This is a genomic window from Paracoccus aestuarii (assembly GCF_028553885.1).
GTDB lineage: Bacteria > Pseudomonadota > Alphaproteobacteria > Rhodobacterales > Rhodobacteraceae > Paracoccus > Paracoccus aestuarii.
The window spans coordinates 451,270-466,279 of the sequence record NZ_CP067169.1 but is presented as its reverse complement, the minus strand read 5'-3'; the positions used below and the strand labels follow the sequence as shown (position 1 = coordinate 466,279).

The 15,010-nt window shown below is 67.5% G+C and carries 20 protein-coding genes; 8 read left to right on the top strand and 12 right to left on the bottom strand.

All coding sequences use genetic code 11. The features are described from left to right. Positions 1-16: 16 nt before the first annotated feature. The 3 genes from speB to JHW48_RS02335 all read right to left on the bottom strand — a co-directional run bounded on the left by speB (position 17) and on the right by JHW48_RS02335 (position 2,337). On the bottom strand, positions 17-976 hold the full coding sequence (speB, locus tag JHW48_RS02345; RefSeq protein WP_119884886.1) for an agmatinase: 960 nt from the start codon (positions 974-976) through the stop codon (positions 17-19). Positions 977-1,039: 63 nt separating this feature from the next. Continuing rightward, positions 1,040-1,420, bottom strand: a complete 381-nt coding sequence (locus JHW48_RS02340; RefSeq protein WP_119884885.1) for a rhodanese-like domain-containing protein — start codon at positions 1,418-1,420, stop codon at positions 1,040-1,042. Beyond that, a complete protein-coding gene (locus tag JHW48_RS02335; protein WP_119884884.1) occupies positions 1,417-2,337 on the bottom strand; it encodes an MBL fold metallo-hydrolase in 921 nt (306 codons plus the stop codon). The genes JHW48_RS02340 and JHW48_RS02335 overlap by 4 nt, the downstream gene beginning before the upstream one ends. A gap of 231 nt (positions 2,338-2,568) precedes the next feature. Here JHW48_RS02335 and rpsF point away from each other — a divergent pair, with 231 nt between their 5' ends. The 4 genes from rpsF (at position 2,569) to bmt (ending at position 4,958) form a co-directional block, all read left to right on the top strand. Further along, on the top strand, positions 2,569-2,997 hold the full coding sequence (rpsF, locus tag JHW48_RS02330; protein ID WP_119884883.1) for a 30S ribosomal protein S6: 429 nt from the start codon (positions 2,569-2,571) through the stop codon (positions 2,995-2,997). Positions 2,998-3,010: 13 nt separating this feature from the next. Next, positions 3,011-3,238 carry a 30S ribosomal protein S18 gene (rpsR, locus tag JHW48_RS02325; RefSeq protein WP_042247758.1) on the top strand — a complete coding sequence of 76 codons (228 nt, stop codon included), beginning with the start codon at positions 3,011-3,013 and terminating at the stop codon, positions 3,236-3,238. Positions 3,239-3,251: 13 nt separating this feature from the next. Further along, entirely contained in the window at positions 3,252-3,836 is a 585-nt protein-coding gene (rplI, locus tag JHW48_RS02320; protein WP_119884882.1) for a 50S ribosomal protein L9, read from the top strand. Positions 3,837-4,001: 165 nt separating this feature from the next. After that, on the top strand, positions 4,002-4,958 hold the full coding sequence (gene bmt, locus JHW48_RS02315; RefSeq protein WP_119884881.1) for a betaine--homocysteine S-methyltransferase: 957 nt from the start codon (positions 4,002-4,004) through the stop codon (positions 4,956-4,958). On the opposite strand, the gene JHW48_RS02310 is transcribed toward bmt, so the two are convergent. Continuing rightward, a complete protein-coding gene (locus tag JHW48_RS02310) occupies positions 4,955-6,034 on the bottom strand; it encodes a PA0069 family radical SAM protein (RefSeq protein ID WP_119884880.1) in 1,080 nt (359 codons plus the stop codon). The two genes, bmt and JHW48_RS02310, sit on opposite strands and share 4 nt — an antisense overlap. Positions 6,035-6,130: 96 nt before the next feature. Here JHW48_RS02310 and yghU point away from each other — a divergent pair, with 96 nt between their 5' ends. Next, positions 6,131-6,994, top strand: a complete 864-nt coding sequence (gene yghU, locus JHW48_RS02305; protein ID WP_119884879.1) for a glutathione-dependent disulfide-bond oxidoreductase — start codon at positions 6,131-6,133, stop codon at positions 6,992-6,994. Between the two features lie 126 nt (positions 6,995-7,120). Here the strand turns inward: yghU and ilvC are convergent, their stop codons facing one another. Further along, on the bottom strand, positions 7,121-8,143 hold the full coding sequence (gene ilvC / locus JHW48_RS02300) for a ketol-acid reductoisomerase (protein WP_119884878.1): 1,023 nt from the start codon (positions 8,141-8,143) through the stop codon (positions 7,121-7,123). A gap of 129 nt (positions 8,144-8,272) precedes the next feature. Between ilvC and JHW48_RS02295 the strand changes: the two genes are divergently transcribed. Then, the gene (locus tag JHW48_RS02295) at positions 8,273-8,728 is read left to right on the top strand and encodes an Lrp/AsnC family transcriptional regulator (RefSeq protein WP_119884898.1); all 456 of its coding nucleotides are present in this window, start codon (positions 8,273-8,275) and stop codon (positions 8,726-8,728) included. Next, complete coding sequence (locus tag JHW48_RS02290; protein WP_119884877.1) at positions 8,725-9,183, top strand: Lrp/AsnC family transcriptional regulator; 459 nt, start codon at positions 8,725-8,727, stop codon at positions 9,181-9,183. Before JHW48_RS02295 ends, JHW48_RS02290 begins: the two co-directional genes overlap by 4 nt. Before the next feature lie 6 nt (positions 9,184-9,189). Here the strand turns inward: JHW48_RS02290 and JHW48_RS02285 are convergent, their stop codons facing one another. The 3 genes from JHW48_RS02285 to JHW48_RS02275 form a co-directional block, all read right to left on the bottom strand. After that, positions 9,190-9,396, bottom strand: a complete 207-nt coding sequence (locus tag JHW48_RS02285) for a hypothetical protein (RefSeq protein ID WP_147388041.1) — start codon at positions 9,394-9,396, stop codon at positions 9,190-9,192. A 186-nt stretch (positions 9,397-9,582) separates the two neighbouring features. Beyond that, a complete protein-coding gene (gene ilvD, locus JHW48_RS02280; RefSeq protein WP_119884875.1) occupies positions 9,583-11,433 on the bottom strand; it encodes a dihydroxy-acid dehydratase in 1,851 nt (616 codons plus the stop codon). A 168-nt stretch (positions 11,434-11,601) separates the two neighbouring features. After that, positions 11,602-11,916 carry a DMT family transporter gene (locus JHW48_RS02275; RefSeq protein WP_119884874.1) on the bottom strand — a complete coding sequence of 105 codons (315 nt, stop codon included), beginning with the start codon at positions 11,914-11,916 and terminating at the stop codon, positions 11,602-11,604. A 240-nt stretch (positions 11,917-12,156) separates the two neighbouring features. Between JHW48_RS02275 and JHW48_RS02270 the strand changes: the two genes are divergently transcribed. Continuing rightward, complete coding sequence (locus JHW48_RS02270; RefSeq protein WP_170152207.1) at positions 12,157-12,330, top strand: hypothetical protein; 174 nt, start codon at positions 12,157-12,159, stop codon at positions 12,328-12,330. On the opposite strand, the gene JHW48_RS02265 is transcribed toward JHW48_RS02270, so the two are convergent. From JHW48_RS02265 to JHW48_RS02250, 4 genes are all read right to left on the bottom strand, one after another. Continuing rightward, positions 12,331-12,930, bottom strand: coding sequence for an HNH endonuclease (locus JHW48_RS02265; protein WP_119884873.1), 600 nt, complete (start codon positions 12,928-12,930; stop codon positions 12,331-12,333). It abuts the gene before it with no gap. Positions 12,931-13,080: 150 nt separating this feature from the next. Then, positions 13,081-13,737, bottom strand: coding sequence for an alpha/beta hydrolase (locus JHW48_RS02260; protein ID WP_119884872.1), 657 nt, complete (start codon positions 13,735-13,737; stop codon positions 13,081-13,083). Next, positions 13,734-14,366, bottom strand: a complete 633-nt coding sequence (locus tag JHW48_RS02255; protein ID WP_119884871.1) for a DNA-3-methyladenine glycosylase family protein — start codon at positions 14,364-14,366, stop codon at positions 13,734-13,736. Before JHW48_RS02255 ends, JHW48_RS02260 begins: the two co-directional genes overlap by 4 nt. Continuing rightward, positions 14,359-14,982, bottom strand: coding sequence for a GntR family transcriptional regulator (locus JHW48_RS02250; protein WP_119884870.1), 624 nt, complete (start codon positions 14,980-14,982; stop codon positions 14,359-14,361). The genes JHW48_RS02255 and JHW48_RS02250 overlap by 8 nt, the downstream gene beginning before the upstream one ends. Positions 14,983-15,010: the final 28 nt, after the last annotated feature.

Sequence of the window (15,010 nt, the reverse complement as noted above, 5' to 3'; positions counted from 1 at the left end):
CGTCGCGGGACGCAATTCATCGGCGGTTCCAGCCCAGCAGCGCGATCAGCTCCATCGCGACATGCGCGCCCGCGATCGCCGTGGCGCCGGTCGTGTCATAGGGCGGCGAGACCTCGACCACGTCGCCGCCGATCAGATCCACCCCCGCAAGCCCGCGCAGCAGCGCCGCTGCCTGCCAGCTGGCCAAGCCCCCCCAGACCGGCGTGCCCGTCCCAGGCGCAAAGGCCGGGTCCAGCGCGTCGATGTCGAAGGTCAGATAGCAGGGCCTGTCCCCCACGGCGTCGCGGATCCGCGCCAGCGTCGCCTCGACCCCGTCCCGATGCACCGAAGGCGCATCCAGGATCATCACCCCTATCGTGTCCGGGTTGTCGGTGCGGATCCCCACCGAGACCGCGGCCGCCGGATTGACCAGCCCCTCGCGGATCGCCTTGTAGAGGAAGGTGCCGTGATCGATCCGGTCCGGATCGTCATCGGCCCAGGTGTCGGAATGGGCGTCGAACTGGATCAGGGCCACCGGCCCCCGTCGCGCCGCCACCGCCCGCAGGATCGGCAGGGTGATGAAATGATCGCCCCCCAAGGTCACCGGCGCCGCGCCCGCATCCAGGATGGCGCCCAGATGCGCCTCGATCCGGGCGGGCACGTCGCGCACCGCCGCATAGTCGAACGCCATGTCGCCGTAATCCACAACATCCATCACCGACAGCGGATCATAGCCCCAGCCATAGGGCGCGTCGAAGGCCTGAAGGGTCGATGCCTCGCGCACCGCGCGGGGGCCGAAGCGCGCGCCGGGCCGGTGCGTCACCGCCTGGTCGAAGGGGATGCCGGTCACCGCCACATCCACCCCGGTCAGGTCCTTGGTATAGCGGCGGCGCAGAAAGCTGGTCGCGCCGCCGAAGGCGTTCTCAAACGACAGCCCGCGCAGGCTCTCGCGCGTGAAGGCCTGATCGACCTGGGTCTTTGCGTCTTCCAGCGCCATGGCGGCCCCCCTGTTCCTGCGCCGGGCAGATTGGCCGGGCCGCCCGACCGGCGCAAGGGGCGATCAGCCGCCCATCATCACCGGCGCGCCCGTCGCCATGTCGGTGCCGCGATAGGGCTGGCCGGCCTCCTTCCAGGCGGCGAAACCGCCCTGCATATGGGCGATGCGGTCGGTGACCCCGGCGCCCAGGATGCGTCGCGCCACCGCCTCGGACCGCTTGGAGCTGCCGCAATAGAGCAGCACCGGCTTTTCCCCGTCCAAGGGCAGGCGCTCGGGGATGATGAAGGCCATCGGCGCCAGCAGCGCACCCTCGACCTGTTCCTGCATGTATTCGGGGGGCGTGCGCACGTCGATCAGGGCGATCTCGTCCGCGGCCAGGGCGCGGGCGACCTCGTCCACGGACCAGGTCTCCAACGTGCCGCCCTCGACGGTCTCGGTCTTCATGCGGTGGGGTCCTTGAACTTGTCGGTGAAACGGTTCGCTGGGATCTTGAAGTAACTGCGCCCGTCGGATTCCGGTTCCGGCAGCCGCCCCGCCCGCAGGTTGACCTGCAGCGCATGCAGGATGCGGTCGGGCAGCGGCAGCGTCGCGTCGCGCGCATCGCGCAGCGCGATGAAATCCGCGCGTGAGGTGCCGCCCCCCATATGCGCGTTCGAGGCCTTGTGCTCGGCCACCGTCGCCTCCCATTCCGGGTCGTCGCGATCGTCGGTGCCGTAATCGTGGCCTACGAACAGCCGCGTCTCGTCAGGCAGGGACAGGATCGAGGTCAGGCTGTCATAGAGCTCGGAGGAATTGCCGCCCGGGAAATCGGCGCGGCTGGTGCCCACATCGGGCTGCATGAAGGTGTCATGCACGAAGGCCGCGTCCCCGATGACATAGGTGATCGACCCCAGGGTATGGCCGGAATGCAGCATCACCCGCACGGTCAGATCGCCCAGGGCAAAGGTCTCGCCATCGGCCAGCAGGCGGTCGAAATCGGCCGCCGGGTCGAAGGCGCCGGGCAGGTTGTAGTGATCCTCCCACAGGCGGGCGATGTCGGTGACCTTCTCGCCGATGGCATTAGGCACGCCGGTCCGCTCCTTCAGCCAGGCCGAGGCCATCAGGTGGTCCGCATGGGGATGGGTGTCCAGAATCCAGGCCAGGGTCAGGCCGCGCGCCTCGATCTGGTCCAGCGCCCATCGGGCCGCGTCATGGCGGGTCGAGGCGGCGCGCGGATCGAATTCCTGGACCACGTCGATCAGCGCAGCCTGCCGCGTCGCGGGGTCCCAGACCAGATATTGGCAGCTGCCCGTGGGCTTGTCCCAGAACCCCAGCACATGCGGCGAACCGGCCCCGCGCGAGGGGCTTTCCCTGGTGAACATGGCGAAATCTCCCGTTTTCATATTCCGTGTGATGAATATATGCGGCCCGCGCCGTCTGTGAACCCCCCTGATGCCTAAAATCCGCCGCGGCGAATCGCCTTGCATCCGCGGGTTTTGCTGCTAGAAAGCCGCATCCTTCCGCCTGCCATCTTTGCAACGCGCAGCCTCTCGTGACGGGTGCGGAAGGGACGACCCGTCGATGAAATGCGCATAGAAACCGAAAGGATCGCCATGCCTCTGTATGAGCATGTGCTGATCGCCCGCCAGGACCTGTCGAACACGCAGGCCGAAGGGCTGATCGAACATTTCTCGACCGTTCTCGCCGATAACGGCGGCAAGGTCGTTGAACATGAATACTGGGGTGTGCGCACCCTGGCCTACAAGATCAACAAGAACCGCAAGGGCCATTACGCCTTCCTGCGCACCGACGCCCCCTCGGACGCGGTGCTGGAAATGGAACGCCTGGCGCGCCTGCATGACGACGTGATGCGCGTCATGACCATCCGCGTGGACGAGCATCAGGAGGGCCCCTCGGTCCAGATGCAGAAGCGCGAAGAGCGTGGCGACCGTCCGCGCGGCGACCGTGGTGATCGCGGCGACCGCGGTGACCGTGGTGGCGACCGTGGTGATCGCGGCGGCGAACGCCGCGAGCGGAACTGAAAGGATCTGACGAATGGCCAACAAACCCTTCTTCCGTCGTCGCAAGGTCTGCCCGTTCTCGGGCGATAACGCACCCGCGATCGACTACAAGGATACCCGCCTGCTGCAGCGCTACATCAGCGAACGCGGCAAGATCGTGCCCTCGCGCATCACCGCCGTCTCGGCCAAGAAACAACGCGAGCTGGCCCGTGCCATCAAGCGCGCGCGTTTCCTGGCCCTGCTGCCCTATGTCGTGAAGTAAGGAGGCCTGAGAGATGCAAGTCATCCTGCTGGAACGTGTGGCCAAGCTGGGCCAGATGGGCGACGTCGTGAACGTCAAGCAAGGCTTTGCCCGCAACTTCCTGCTGCCGCAGGGCAAGGCGCTGCGCGCCTCGGAAGCCAACATCAAGGCATTCGAAGGCCAGAAGGCGCAGCTGGAGACCCGCAACGCGGAGTCGAAGGCCGAAGCCCAGAAGATCGCCGACAAGCTAGACGGCCAGACCTTCGTGGTCATTCGTTCCGCATCGGATTCGGGCGCGCTCTATGGTTCGGTCACCACGCGTGACGCCGCCGAGGCCGCGACCGAGGCCGGCTTCACCGTCGACCGCAAGTCGGTCGTGCTGCGCGAGCCGATCAAGGATCTGGGCCTGCATGACGTCACCGTCGTGCTGCACCCGGAGGTCGAGGCGACCATCACCATGAACGTCGCCCGTTCCGCCGAAGAGGCCGAGCTGCAGGCCCAGGGCAAGTCCATCCAGGACCTGGCCGCCGAGGCCGATGCCGAGGCCGAATTCGAGATCGCCGAGCTGTTCGACGACATCGGCGCCGCCAATGACGACGAGGGCGACGACCGCAACTGATCGCCGGTCGAAAAACGTCCAGACAAATTGCCGCGCCGGGAAACCGGCGCGGTTTTTCGTTCGTTGATGCGGAAATTGCCACCCCCGAAGCGACGGACTAGCATGGACCAGATCATAGGCGATCTCTGGGCGGGACAGATGAACCCGCAGCGAAGGAAAGCGACCATGACCGATCCGCTGAGCCGGATGCTGGCGCGCAGCCCGCATGTGCTGGCCGACGGCGCCACGGGCACCGCGCTGATGAACATGGGGCTGGGCCAGGAACCGGCCGAGCTGTGGAACCTGACCCGCCCGGCCGAGGTGGCCCGCCATTACCGCGCCGCGGTGGATGCGGGGTCGGACCTGTTCCTGACCAACAGCTTCGCCGCCAATGCCAGCCGGATGCGCCTGCCGGGCCTGGCTGACCAGGTCACCGATCTGAACCGCCAGGCAGCCGCCATCGCGCGCGAGGTGGCCGATGCCGCGGGGCGCCCGGTGATCGTCGCGGGCTCGATGGGGCCGATCGGCGAATTCATGGCACCCATGGGCAGCCTGACCCATGCCCGCGCGGTCGAGATGTTCCACCAGCAGGCCGAGGCCCTGCGCGAGGGCGGGGCCGACATCCTGTGGGTCGAGACGCTGGCCTCGCTGGAGGAGCTGCGCGCCGCGGCCGAGGCCGCCCGCCGCGTGGGCATGGCTTGGTGCGGCAGCCTCAGCTTCGACACGGCCGGGCGCACGATGATGGGCGTGACCCCCTCGCAGCTGGCCGCCGCGGTCGAGACCCTGCCCAACCCGCCCGTCGCCTATGGCGCGAATTGCGGGATCGGCGCGTCCGACCTGCTGCGCACCGTGGCGGGTTTCGTGGCATCGGGCAATGAACGCCCGATCATCGCCAAGGGCAATGCCGGTGTGCCGCATCTGCTGCATGGCGACATCCATTACGACGGCACGCCCGAGCTGATGGCCGATTACGCCTGCCTGGCCCGCGACATGGGCGTGCAGGTGATCGGCGGCTGCTGCGGGACGATGCCCGCCCATCTTTGCGCCATGCGCGAGGCACTGGAGACCCGCCCCCGCGGCCCGCGGCCGACCCTGGATCAGATCACCGCCCAGCTGGGCGCCTTCGCCAGCGCCCGGCACTAGAACAGCGACAGCTGGTCCCCCGCCCTGGGTGGGGGGCCGAATCGGCTGCAATCCAATGCCGGGCCGCCCTCGCGATATCCCAGCCTGCGCCGGGCCAGCCGGAACCGCTGCATCGCCAGATCGGCATGCAGCCCCTCGCCCCGGAACCTGTGCCCGAATCGCGGATCGTTGTCGCGCCCGCCGCGCATGTCCTGCACCCGGTTCATCACATGGGCGGCCATGCCGGGGCGGTGGCGATCCAGCCAGTCGCGAAACAGAGGCGCCACCTCATGCGGCAGGCGCAGGGGGATCATCGTGGCGGTGGTCGCGCCCGCCTCGCGCGCGGCGGTCAGGATGGATTCGATCTCGGGCTCGGTCAGGACAGGGATGACGGGGGCGACCATCACGCGGACCGGCACGCCCGCCCGCGACAGATCGCGGATCATCCGCAGCCGGGTGGCGGGCGCGGGCGCGCGCGGCTCCAACGCCCGGGCCAGGTCCGGGTCCAGCGTGGTGACGCTGACCCCCACCGCCGCCTGATCGCGCGCCGCCAGCTCCGCCCACAGATCCAGGTCGCGCAGCACCAGCCGCCCCCGCGTGACCAGCGTCACCGGATGGTTCCAGTCGCGCAGCACGCGCAGAATGCCCGGCATGATCGCCAAGCGCGCCTCGACCGGCTGATAGGGGTCGGTATTGGTCCCCAAGGCGATCGGCGCGGGGCGATAGCCAGTCCGCCCCAGCTCCCGCACCAGCAGCGCCGCGGCATCGGGCTTGGCGGTGATGCGCGTCTCGAAATCCAGGCCGGGCGACAGGCCCAGATAGGCATGGCTGGGCCGGGCATAGCAATAGATGCAGCCATGCTCGCATCCCCGATAGGGGTTGATCGAACGATCAAAGCTGATGTCCGGAGAGGTGTTGCGCGTGATGATGCTGCGCGGCCGTTCGACCGCAACCTCGGTCCGCAGCAGGGCCTCCTCCTCGGGGATGTCCCAATCGTCGGATTCGCGGATGCGCGTCTCGCGCTCGAACCGCCCGGCGGGCCGGGTATCGGCCCCGCGGGCCTTCAGACGCTGGTCAGGATCACGGGGCGGCAACATGGGGCGACTATAGAACACATCAGGAACATGGCAAGGGCCGGTTGATGTCCCCCGCCCGCACCCACATCTTTGCCCCAAGCATCGACAGGAGACGTGATGACCAACGCATACACCCCACCCAAGGTCTGGGCCCCCGGCAAGGAGAATGGCGGCCAGTTCGCCAGCATCAACAAGCCCACCGCCGGCGCCCAGTTCGACCGCGACCTGCCCGTGGGCAAGCATCCGCTGCAGCTCTACTCGCTGGCGACGCCCAACGGGCAGAAGGTCACCATCCTGCTGGAGGAGCTGCTGGAGGCGGGCCATGACGCCGAATACGACGCCTGGCTGATCAAGATCGGCGATGGCGACCAGTTCGGATCGGGCTTCGTCGCGGCCAACCCCAACAGCAAGATCCCCGCACTGATGGATCATTCGACGACCCCGCCACAGCGGGCCTTCGAATCAGGGTCGATCCTGCTCTACCTGGCCGAGAAATACGGTGCCTTCCTGCCGAAGGACGCTGCCGGGCGGACAGAAACGCTGAACTGGCTGTTCTGGCAGATGGGCGCGGGCCCCTATCTGGGGGGCGGGTTCGGGCATTTCTATGCCTATGCGCCGACCAAGATCGAATATGCGATCGACCGCTTCACCATGGAGGTCAAGCGCCAGCTGGACCTGCTGGACAAGCGCCTGGCCGAGACGCAGTTCATCGCGGGCGACGATTACACCATCGCCGACATGGCGATCTGGCCATGGTACGGGCGCTTGATCACCGGCGGCGCCTATGGCGATGCGGCGACCTTCCTTGATGCGGAAAGCTATCGCAACCTGCATCGCTGGCAGGCCGAAATTGCGGCACGCCCCGCTGTCCAGCGCGGCATCATGGTCAACAACGTCTCGGGCGACCCGGCGGGACAGCTTCACGAGCGTCACGACGCATCGGATTTCATGAACCGCACTCAGGACAAGCTGCAGGCATAAGAAAGGGGGGCGTTGCCCCCCGTCCTTCGGACTCCCCCCAGGGTATTTCAGCAACAGAGAATGCGCTTCTTCGTTGCCGAAATACCCCGCGGGGGTCCGGGGGCGCGAAGCCCCCGGTCTGCCGTCTCAGTTGCGTGAACGATCGACCATCTTGCCCTTGCTGATCCAAGGCATCATCTCGCGCAGTTTCGCGCCGACCTGCTCGATCTGGTGCTCGTCGTTCAGGCGGCGGGTCGCCTTGAACGAGGGCTGGCCGACCGCGTTCTCCTGCATGAAGTCGCGGACGAACTTGCCCGACTGGATGTCGCGCAGCACGGCCTTCATGCGGGCCTTGGTCTCGTCATAGGGCAGGATGCGCGGGCCGGATACGTATTCGCCGTATTCCGCCGTGTTCGAGATCGAGTAGTTCATGTTCGCGATGCCGCCCTCGTAGATCAGGTCGACGATCAGCTTCACCTCGTGCAGGCATTCGAAATAGGCCATCTCGGGCTCGTAGCCGGCCTCGACCAGCGTCTCGAAGCCCATGCGGATCAGCTCGACCAGACCGCCGCAGAGGACCGCCTGCTCGCCGAAGAGGTCGGTTTCGCATTCCTCGCGGAAGTTCGTCTCGATGATGCCCGAGCGGCCGCCGCCGATGGCCGAGCAGTAGGACAGGCCGATATCCATCGCCTTGCCGGATGCGTCCTGATGGACCGCGACCAGGCAGGGCACGCCGCCGCCCTTGGTGTATTCGCCGCGGACCGTGTGGCCCGGGCCCTTGGGGGCCATCATGATGACATCGACGCCGGGCTTGGGCTCGATCAGGCCGAAATGCACGTTCAGACCGTGGGCAAAGGCGATCGCCGCGCCCTCGCGCAGGTTGTCATGGACGTATTTCTTGTAGGTCTCGGCCTGCAGCTCGTCCGGCATGGTGAACATGATCACGTCGCACCAGGCGGCGGCTTCGGCGATGCCCATGACCTTGAGGCCCTCGCCTTCGGCCTTCTTGGCCGAGGGGCTGCCCTCGCGCAGGGCGACGACAACGTTCTTGGCGCCCGAATCGCGCAGGTTCAGGGCATGGGCGTGGCCTTGGCTGCCATAGCCCAGGATCGCGACCTTCTTGTCCTTGATCAGGTTCACGTCGCAATCGCGGTCGTAGTAAACGCGCATGGGTTCATCCTCTCATGTCTCTGGGGACGGTTCTAACGCGCGGCGGGCGCGGATACCCGGCCAATCGACATCATTTCCGGCCACCTTGCGAAAAGATCATGCCGTGATATGGAAATCTGTATGACATTCATGCCCGATAGCACCGATCGCCGCATCCTGCGCCAGCTGCTGGCCGAACCCGAGGCATCGAATGCCGCCCTGGCCGAGCGCGCGGGCGTGACCACCGCCGCGCTATGGCGGCGGTTGGAGCGGATGCGTGAGGCGGGGGTGCTGCGTGGCGTGCAGGCGCGGATCGACTGGCGCGCGATGGGCTGGGCGGTCGAGGTCAGCTTGCGCGTCACGCTGGACAAAACCAATCCCCGCGCCTTCGACGAATTCCTGGCCGCCCTGCGCCAAGTGCCCGAGGTTATCGAGATCCAGTCCTTTCTGGGCAGCGTCGATTGGCGCGCATCTGTCATCGCGCGGGACATGGCGCATTGGCAGCAGGTCTATCGCGACCGCATCCTGACCCTGCCCCATATCGCGGAACTGGACGCGCTGATGCTGGTCGCGACGATCAAGGACAGCGGGGAATTGGCGCTGTGACCGATCTGGATGCGACCGACCTGGCGATCCTGCGCCTGCTGGCGGGCGACGCGACGCGCAGCGCGGCGGACCTGGGCCGCGCCGTTGGCATCGGTCAACCCGCCGCCTGGCGCCGCATCCGGCGGCTGACGGATGCGGGCGTGATTGCCGGGCGCCGCGTGGTGCTGGACCCGGCGGCGCTCGGCTTCGGTGTGACGGTCTTTCTGGGCATCAAGCTGGCCGCCAAGGGCCGCACCGGCCTCGAGGATTTCGAACGCGCCGTGACCGCCATCCCCGAGGTCCAGCTGGTCCAGCATGTGCTGGGCCAGTTCGACTATCGCCTGCGGATCACCGCCCGCGACATCAGCGATTTCGAACGCATCCTGCGCCGCCGCATCATGACCCTGCCCGGCGTGGGCCAGGTCGAGGCGAATGTGATGCTGTCCGAGGAACGCCGCCCCGGCCCGCTTGGATAGTGCCGGTCATGCAGGCAGGGCCGACGCCTCGGCCGCAGGCAGGGCCACACGCAGGCGCTGGCCCAGATAGGTCACGTCATGACTGGCGTTGGCGACCTTGAATCCCTCACCGATCAGGCGGTTCAGGTGCCAGCGATTGTAGATGAAGGCGAAGACGAGGCCCGAGAGGCCCCAGGTCAGGGCCCCGGCCAGTCCGATGACGATGGCTGCCACCCAATGACCGCGCAGCAGTGCGGGAAACAAAGCGAAAAACAGCGTGGTCCAGGGAAATCCGACGGGGCTGTGCGCAACCGTCCGCTTTGGGGGTGAATGAAGTTGATGGATGCAAATGCCATGGATGCCTCTCGTGAAACATCCATGGCCTAGCAGAGGGGTCTTAACAGGCGGTGAACGGCGGCCTCATTGCCCCATGCCGTCGGGAATGACCCGCACCGCACCCCGCGCCGCGCTGGTCGTCATCGCCGCATAGGCGCGCAGCGCGGTCGAGATCTTGCGCTGGCGCGGCTTGGCGGGCTTCCAGCCCTCGGCCTCGCGCTTCTCGCGCCGCGCGGCCAGGGTCGCGTCATCCACGACCAGCTCGATCCGGCGGTTCGGAATGTCGATTCGGATCGTGTCGCCCTGTTCGACCAGGCCGATCGTGCCGCCCTCGGCCGCCTCGGGCGAGACATGGCCGATCGACAGCCCCGAGGACCCGCCCGAAAAGCGCCCGTCGGTCACCAGCGCGCATTCCTTGCCCAGCCCCTTCGATTTCAGATAGCTGGTCGGGTACAGCATCTCCTGCATGCCCGGCCCGCCGCGCGGCCCCTCATAGCGGATCAGCACGACCTCGCCCGGCTTGACCTTGCCGGTCAGGATGGCGCTGACGCTATCATCCTGGCTCTCGAAGATATGGGCCGGCCCCTCGAAGGTCAGGATCGATTCGTCGACGCCCGCCGTCTTCACGATGCAGCCATCCTCGGCCAGGTTGCCGTAAAGGACCGCCAGCCCGCCATCCTTGCTGAAGGCATGTTCCGGCGCGCGGATCACGCCCTTCTCGCGGTCCAGGTCCAGATCGTCGAAGCGGTTCGACTGCGAGAAGGCCACCTGGGTCGGCACGCCGCCCGGTGCGGCGCGGAAGAAGTCATGGACCGATGCAGCCTCGGTCCGCGACACGTCCCACCGATCCAGCGCCTGCGCCAGCGTGCCGGAATGGACGCTGCCCACGGAGGTGTCCAGCAGGCCCGCCCGGTCCAGCTGGCCCAGGATCGCCATGATGCCCCCGGCGCGGTGCACGTCCTCCATATGAACGTCGTCCTTGGCGGGCGCGACCTTGCACAGGACCGGCACCTTGCGCGACAGCCGGTCGATGTCGGACATGGTGAAGTCGATCCCCGCCTCATGCGCGGCCGCCAGCAGGTGCAGGACCGTGTTCGTGGACCCGCCCATCGCGATGTCCAGCGTCATCGCATTCTCGAAGGCCGCAAAGCTGGCGACGTTGCGCGGCAGGACGCTGGCATCGTCGCCCTCGTAATAGCGCTTGGCCAGATCCACGATCAGGTGGCCCGCCTCGACGAAGAGGCGCTTGCGGTCGGCATGGGTGGCCAGGGTCGATCCGTTGCCGGGCAGCGACAGGCCCAGGGCCTCGGTCAGGCAGTTCATCGAATTGGCCGTGAACATGCCCGAACAGGACCCGCAGGTCGGACAGGCCGACCGCTCGATCGCCTCGACCTGGGCATCGGAATAGGAATCGTCGGCCGCCGCGACCATGGCATCGACTAGGTCCAGCGCCTTCAGCCTGCCATCTTCCATGACCAGCTTGCCGGCCTCCATCGGCCCGCCGGACACGAAGACGGTGGGGATGTTCAACCGCAGCGAGGCCATCAGCATCCCCGGCGTGATCTTGTCGCAATTGCTGATGCAGACCATCGCATCGGCGCAATGGGCGTTGACCATGTATTCGACCGAATCGGCGATCACCTCGCGCGAGGGCAGGGAATAGAGCATCCCGTCATGGCCCATGGCGATGCCGTCATCGACGGCGATGGTGTTGAACTCCTTGGCGATGCCGCCGGCCGCCTCGACCTCGCGGGCGACCAGCTGGCCCAGATCCTTCAGATGGACATGGCCCGGCACGAACTGGGTGAAGCTGTTGACGATGGCGATGATCGGCTTGCCGAAATCGCTGTCCTTCACGCCCGTCGCGCGCCACAGGCCACGGGCGCCGGCCATGTTGCGGCCATGGGTGGTTGTGCGGGAACGATAGGCGGGCATGGGCTGATCTCCTTTGGCTGGGATTGCGTTTAGCATCCCGCGCGGCGGAATGAAATTACCCCCGGCACGCCATTCAAGAGGTTTTCTGTCTATTCGACCGGGGCCGTCCGGCGCGGCGCGGCGGGGGGTCCGGGGGGCGCCAGCGCCCCCGGCCGTCGCGGGACGCAATCAGGACGCCAGTTTCATCGTCACGATGCCCGCCACGATCATAGCCGCCGCCGCCAGCCGCATGGCCGTCGCGGGCTCGGCCAGAAAGACCACGCCGACGATGAAGCTGCCCACCGCGCCGATGCCCGTCCAGACCATATAGGCCGTGCCCAGGGGCAGCGTCCGCATCGCCGTGGCCAGCAGCCAGAAGGACAGGATCATCGCGACGATGGTCACCAGCGTCGGCGCGGGCTTGGTGAAGCCCTGCGAATATTTCATCGAGGTCGCCCAGAGAATCTCCAGCAGACCGGCAAGAAAGACAAGGACCCAGGGCATTGACGACACCTCTCGACAGGATCCGGGTCGTCCCGGCTGATCGTCCCGCGCATGATCGCGGTCACTGAGGTCGTCCTCGGGCCTCCAGATAGGACCGCCCGCCCCATGGGTCAAGGCCGCCCTGCGGCAAAACCGCCCGCCCCCCGGCATCCCCGCGCCGAAAACGCCGAAGATTGGACGGGCGGGCTTTCCAACACCCGCCCCCTTGCCCATATTGACGGTCAGGAGAAGGAGTGTCCCATGCCGCTGACCCATTTCCTCGCGATGATCGCCCTGGTCGTGATGGCGGCCGCCCTGACCATCTGGGTCGGGCTCTCGGCGGGCATCCCTCCGGTGGCCTTCGTGCTGGTCGCGCTCAGCGCCGCGCTGCTCGTGCATCTGAACCTGCGCGACGGGCGCGATCACGACGCCTGATCAGCTGTCCAGTTCGGCATCCCAGTACAGGAAATCCATCCAGCTGTCATGCAGATGGTTCGGCGGAAAGCGCCGGCCGATGGCATGCATCTCCTCGGCCGAGGGCTGGCGCGGCGGCTTGCGCAGCGTCAGGCCCGAATGGCGCAGGCTGCGATTGGCCTTGCGCAGGTTGCAGGGCGAACAGGCCGCGACGACGTTTTCCCAGCTGGTGATGCCGCCGCGCGACCGCGGGATGACGTGATCGAAGGTCAGATCCCCCTTGGCCCCGCAATACTGGCAGCAGAATTCGTCCCTCAGAAAAAGATTGAAGCGCGTGAAGGCCACGCGCTTCTGGGGTCTGACGAAATCCTTCAGCACCACGACAGACGGGATCCGGAAGGCCTGGCGCTGACTTCGGACCTCGTGATCATATTCGGCGATGATGCTGACCCGGTCCAGGAACACCGCCTTGATCGCCTCCTGCCACGGCCACAAGGACAGCGGATAATAGCTCAGCGGGCGATAATCGGCATTCAGCACCAGCGCGGGATAGTGGCGCAGGTTCGCCGGTTCGCGCACGAAATGCGTTCGAAAGTCGGGGTGTTGATGGTCGTCCAGCATAGCGCCTTCCCGTCTGCCCCGTGGGGTTGACCGGGGCGCCCGTCAGATCCGTTGTCCCGACTATATATGGCGGCGACCATCTGGCAAGCCCCCGCATCTATTCGGGTCCTGCGACCTTCTAACTGCCCGGCATGACGGCAGCGTGACAGATCACCCCGGCAGATGCTCGCGCAGGAAGGCCAGCGCCACCGACAGCCCGTCGGGCGATATGCCATGCCCGGTGCCTTGCATGACATGGCCATAGACGGTGAAGCCCGCCCCCTGCAGGGCCTGGCCCGCCACGTTCATGTCGTCGAAGGGCACGACCTCGTCCTGATCGCCATGGATCAGCAGCACCGGCGGCTTGACCCGCGCTTCGGCCGCCACGGCCTCGGGCGACAGCAGCCGCCCCGAAAATCCGACGATCCCGGCCACGGCCTCGCCCCGGCGGGGGGCGACATGCAGCGCCATCATCGTGCCTTGGGAAAAGCCCACCAGCACCATGCGCTCCGCGCCCAGCCCTTCGGCGGCCAGCACCTCGTCCAGGAAATCGTTCAGCCGGTCCACCGACTGGTCCATGCTGATGCGGGCATCCGTCTCGGACGATCCGTCCAGCCAGGGGATGGGAAACCACTGAAACCCCATCGGATTGTTGCGACACGGCTCGGGCGCGTCGGGGGCATAGAAGGCCGTGTCCGGCAGATGCGGGGCCAGCGGTTCGGCCAGGCCCAAAAGGTCGGTGCCGTCCGCCCCATAGCCATGCAGGAAGACGACGACCGATCCGGCCTTTTCGGGGCCCCGGCGGGCGGATTGCAGCGGTTCGGTCATAGCGTTCCCTCGCGTCCTTTGGCCCATCGGTAATAGGCCCACAGCCCCCGCGCCGCAACCGCGCGCCATGGCCGCCACGGCTCGGCCATCATCCGCAGCGCCGCGGCGCGCGGCCGGTCGGCCAGCCCGTACAGGCCGCGCGCGGCCTCCTGCAGGGCCATATCGCCCGCCGCAAAGACATCCGCGCGGCCCAAGGCGAATTTCAGATAGATCTCGGCCGTCCAGACGCCGATTCCGGGCAGCGCGACCAGATCCGCGATGGCCCGGTCGTCGGGCAGATCGCGCAGGCCTTCCCAATCCAGCCCCGCCGCCGCGATCCCACGCAGATAGCGCGCCTTGGCCCGCGACAGCCCTGCCGCGCGCAAGGTCTCGTCCTCGGCATCGCGCAGCGTCGCCTGCCGGTCCAGCCCGGCGGCCTGCAGCCGCCCCCAGATCGCCGCCGCCGCCGCGACCGAGACCTGCTGACCCACGATCGCCTGCGCCATCGCCCCGAACCCGTCCGGCTGGCGGCGCAAGGGCAGCGGCCCCAGCTCCGGCAGCACCCGCGCCCAGACCGGGCAGACCGCCGCCAGATGGGCGCAGCCCTCGTCGATGTCGTCCTGGGTCAGGATCAGCCGCGGTTCAGCCACCCGCCTGCGCCTCCAGCTTCAGCCGCGTCTCCCAGGCCATCGAGATATGCTGGCGCAGCGCGCGGTCCGCCGCCGCCCCGTCCCCCGCCGCGATCGCATCCACGATGCGGGCATGTTCGGCCAGCGCGGTCTCGCCCCGCCCTTCGGCCGCCAGCGAGGTCCGCGCCATCAGCGCCATGGTCCGGTGCACCAGGTCCAGCTGCTGGACCAGATAGCGGTTGTGGGAGGCCAGGTGGATCTGGCGGTGGAACCGCTTGTTGGCGCGGGCCAGCGCCTCGGGGTCGCCCTTGGCGCGGCGGTCCTCCTCGACCATCTGGGCCAGAACGCGCACCTCCTCGGGCGTGGCGTGGCGGGCGGCCAGGCGCGCGGCCAGCGCCTCCAGCTCGGCCCGCACGGTATACAGCTCGGCCAGCTGGTTGTGGTCCAGCGAGGCCACGATCAGGCTGCGCCCGTCGCGCACCAGCATGGCCTGGGTCTCCAGCCGCTGCAGCGCCTCGCGCACGGGGGTGCGGCTGACGCCGAACCGCTCGGCCAGCTCGGATTCGACCAGCCGGTCGCCGGGGCGGTATGTGCCGCCCTCGATGGCGGTCAGGATCAGGGAATAGGCGTCTTTCATCCGCGAACGATTGGCCCGCGCGCGCCGA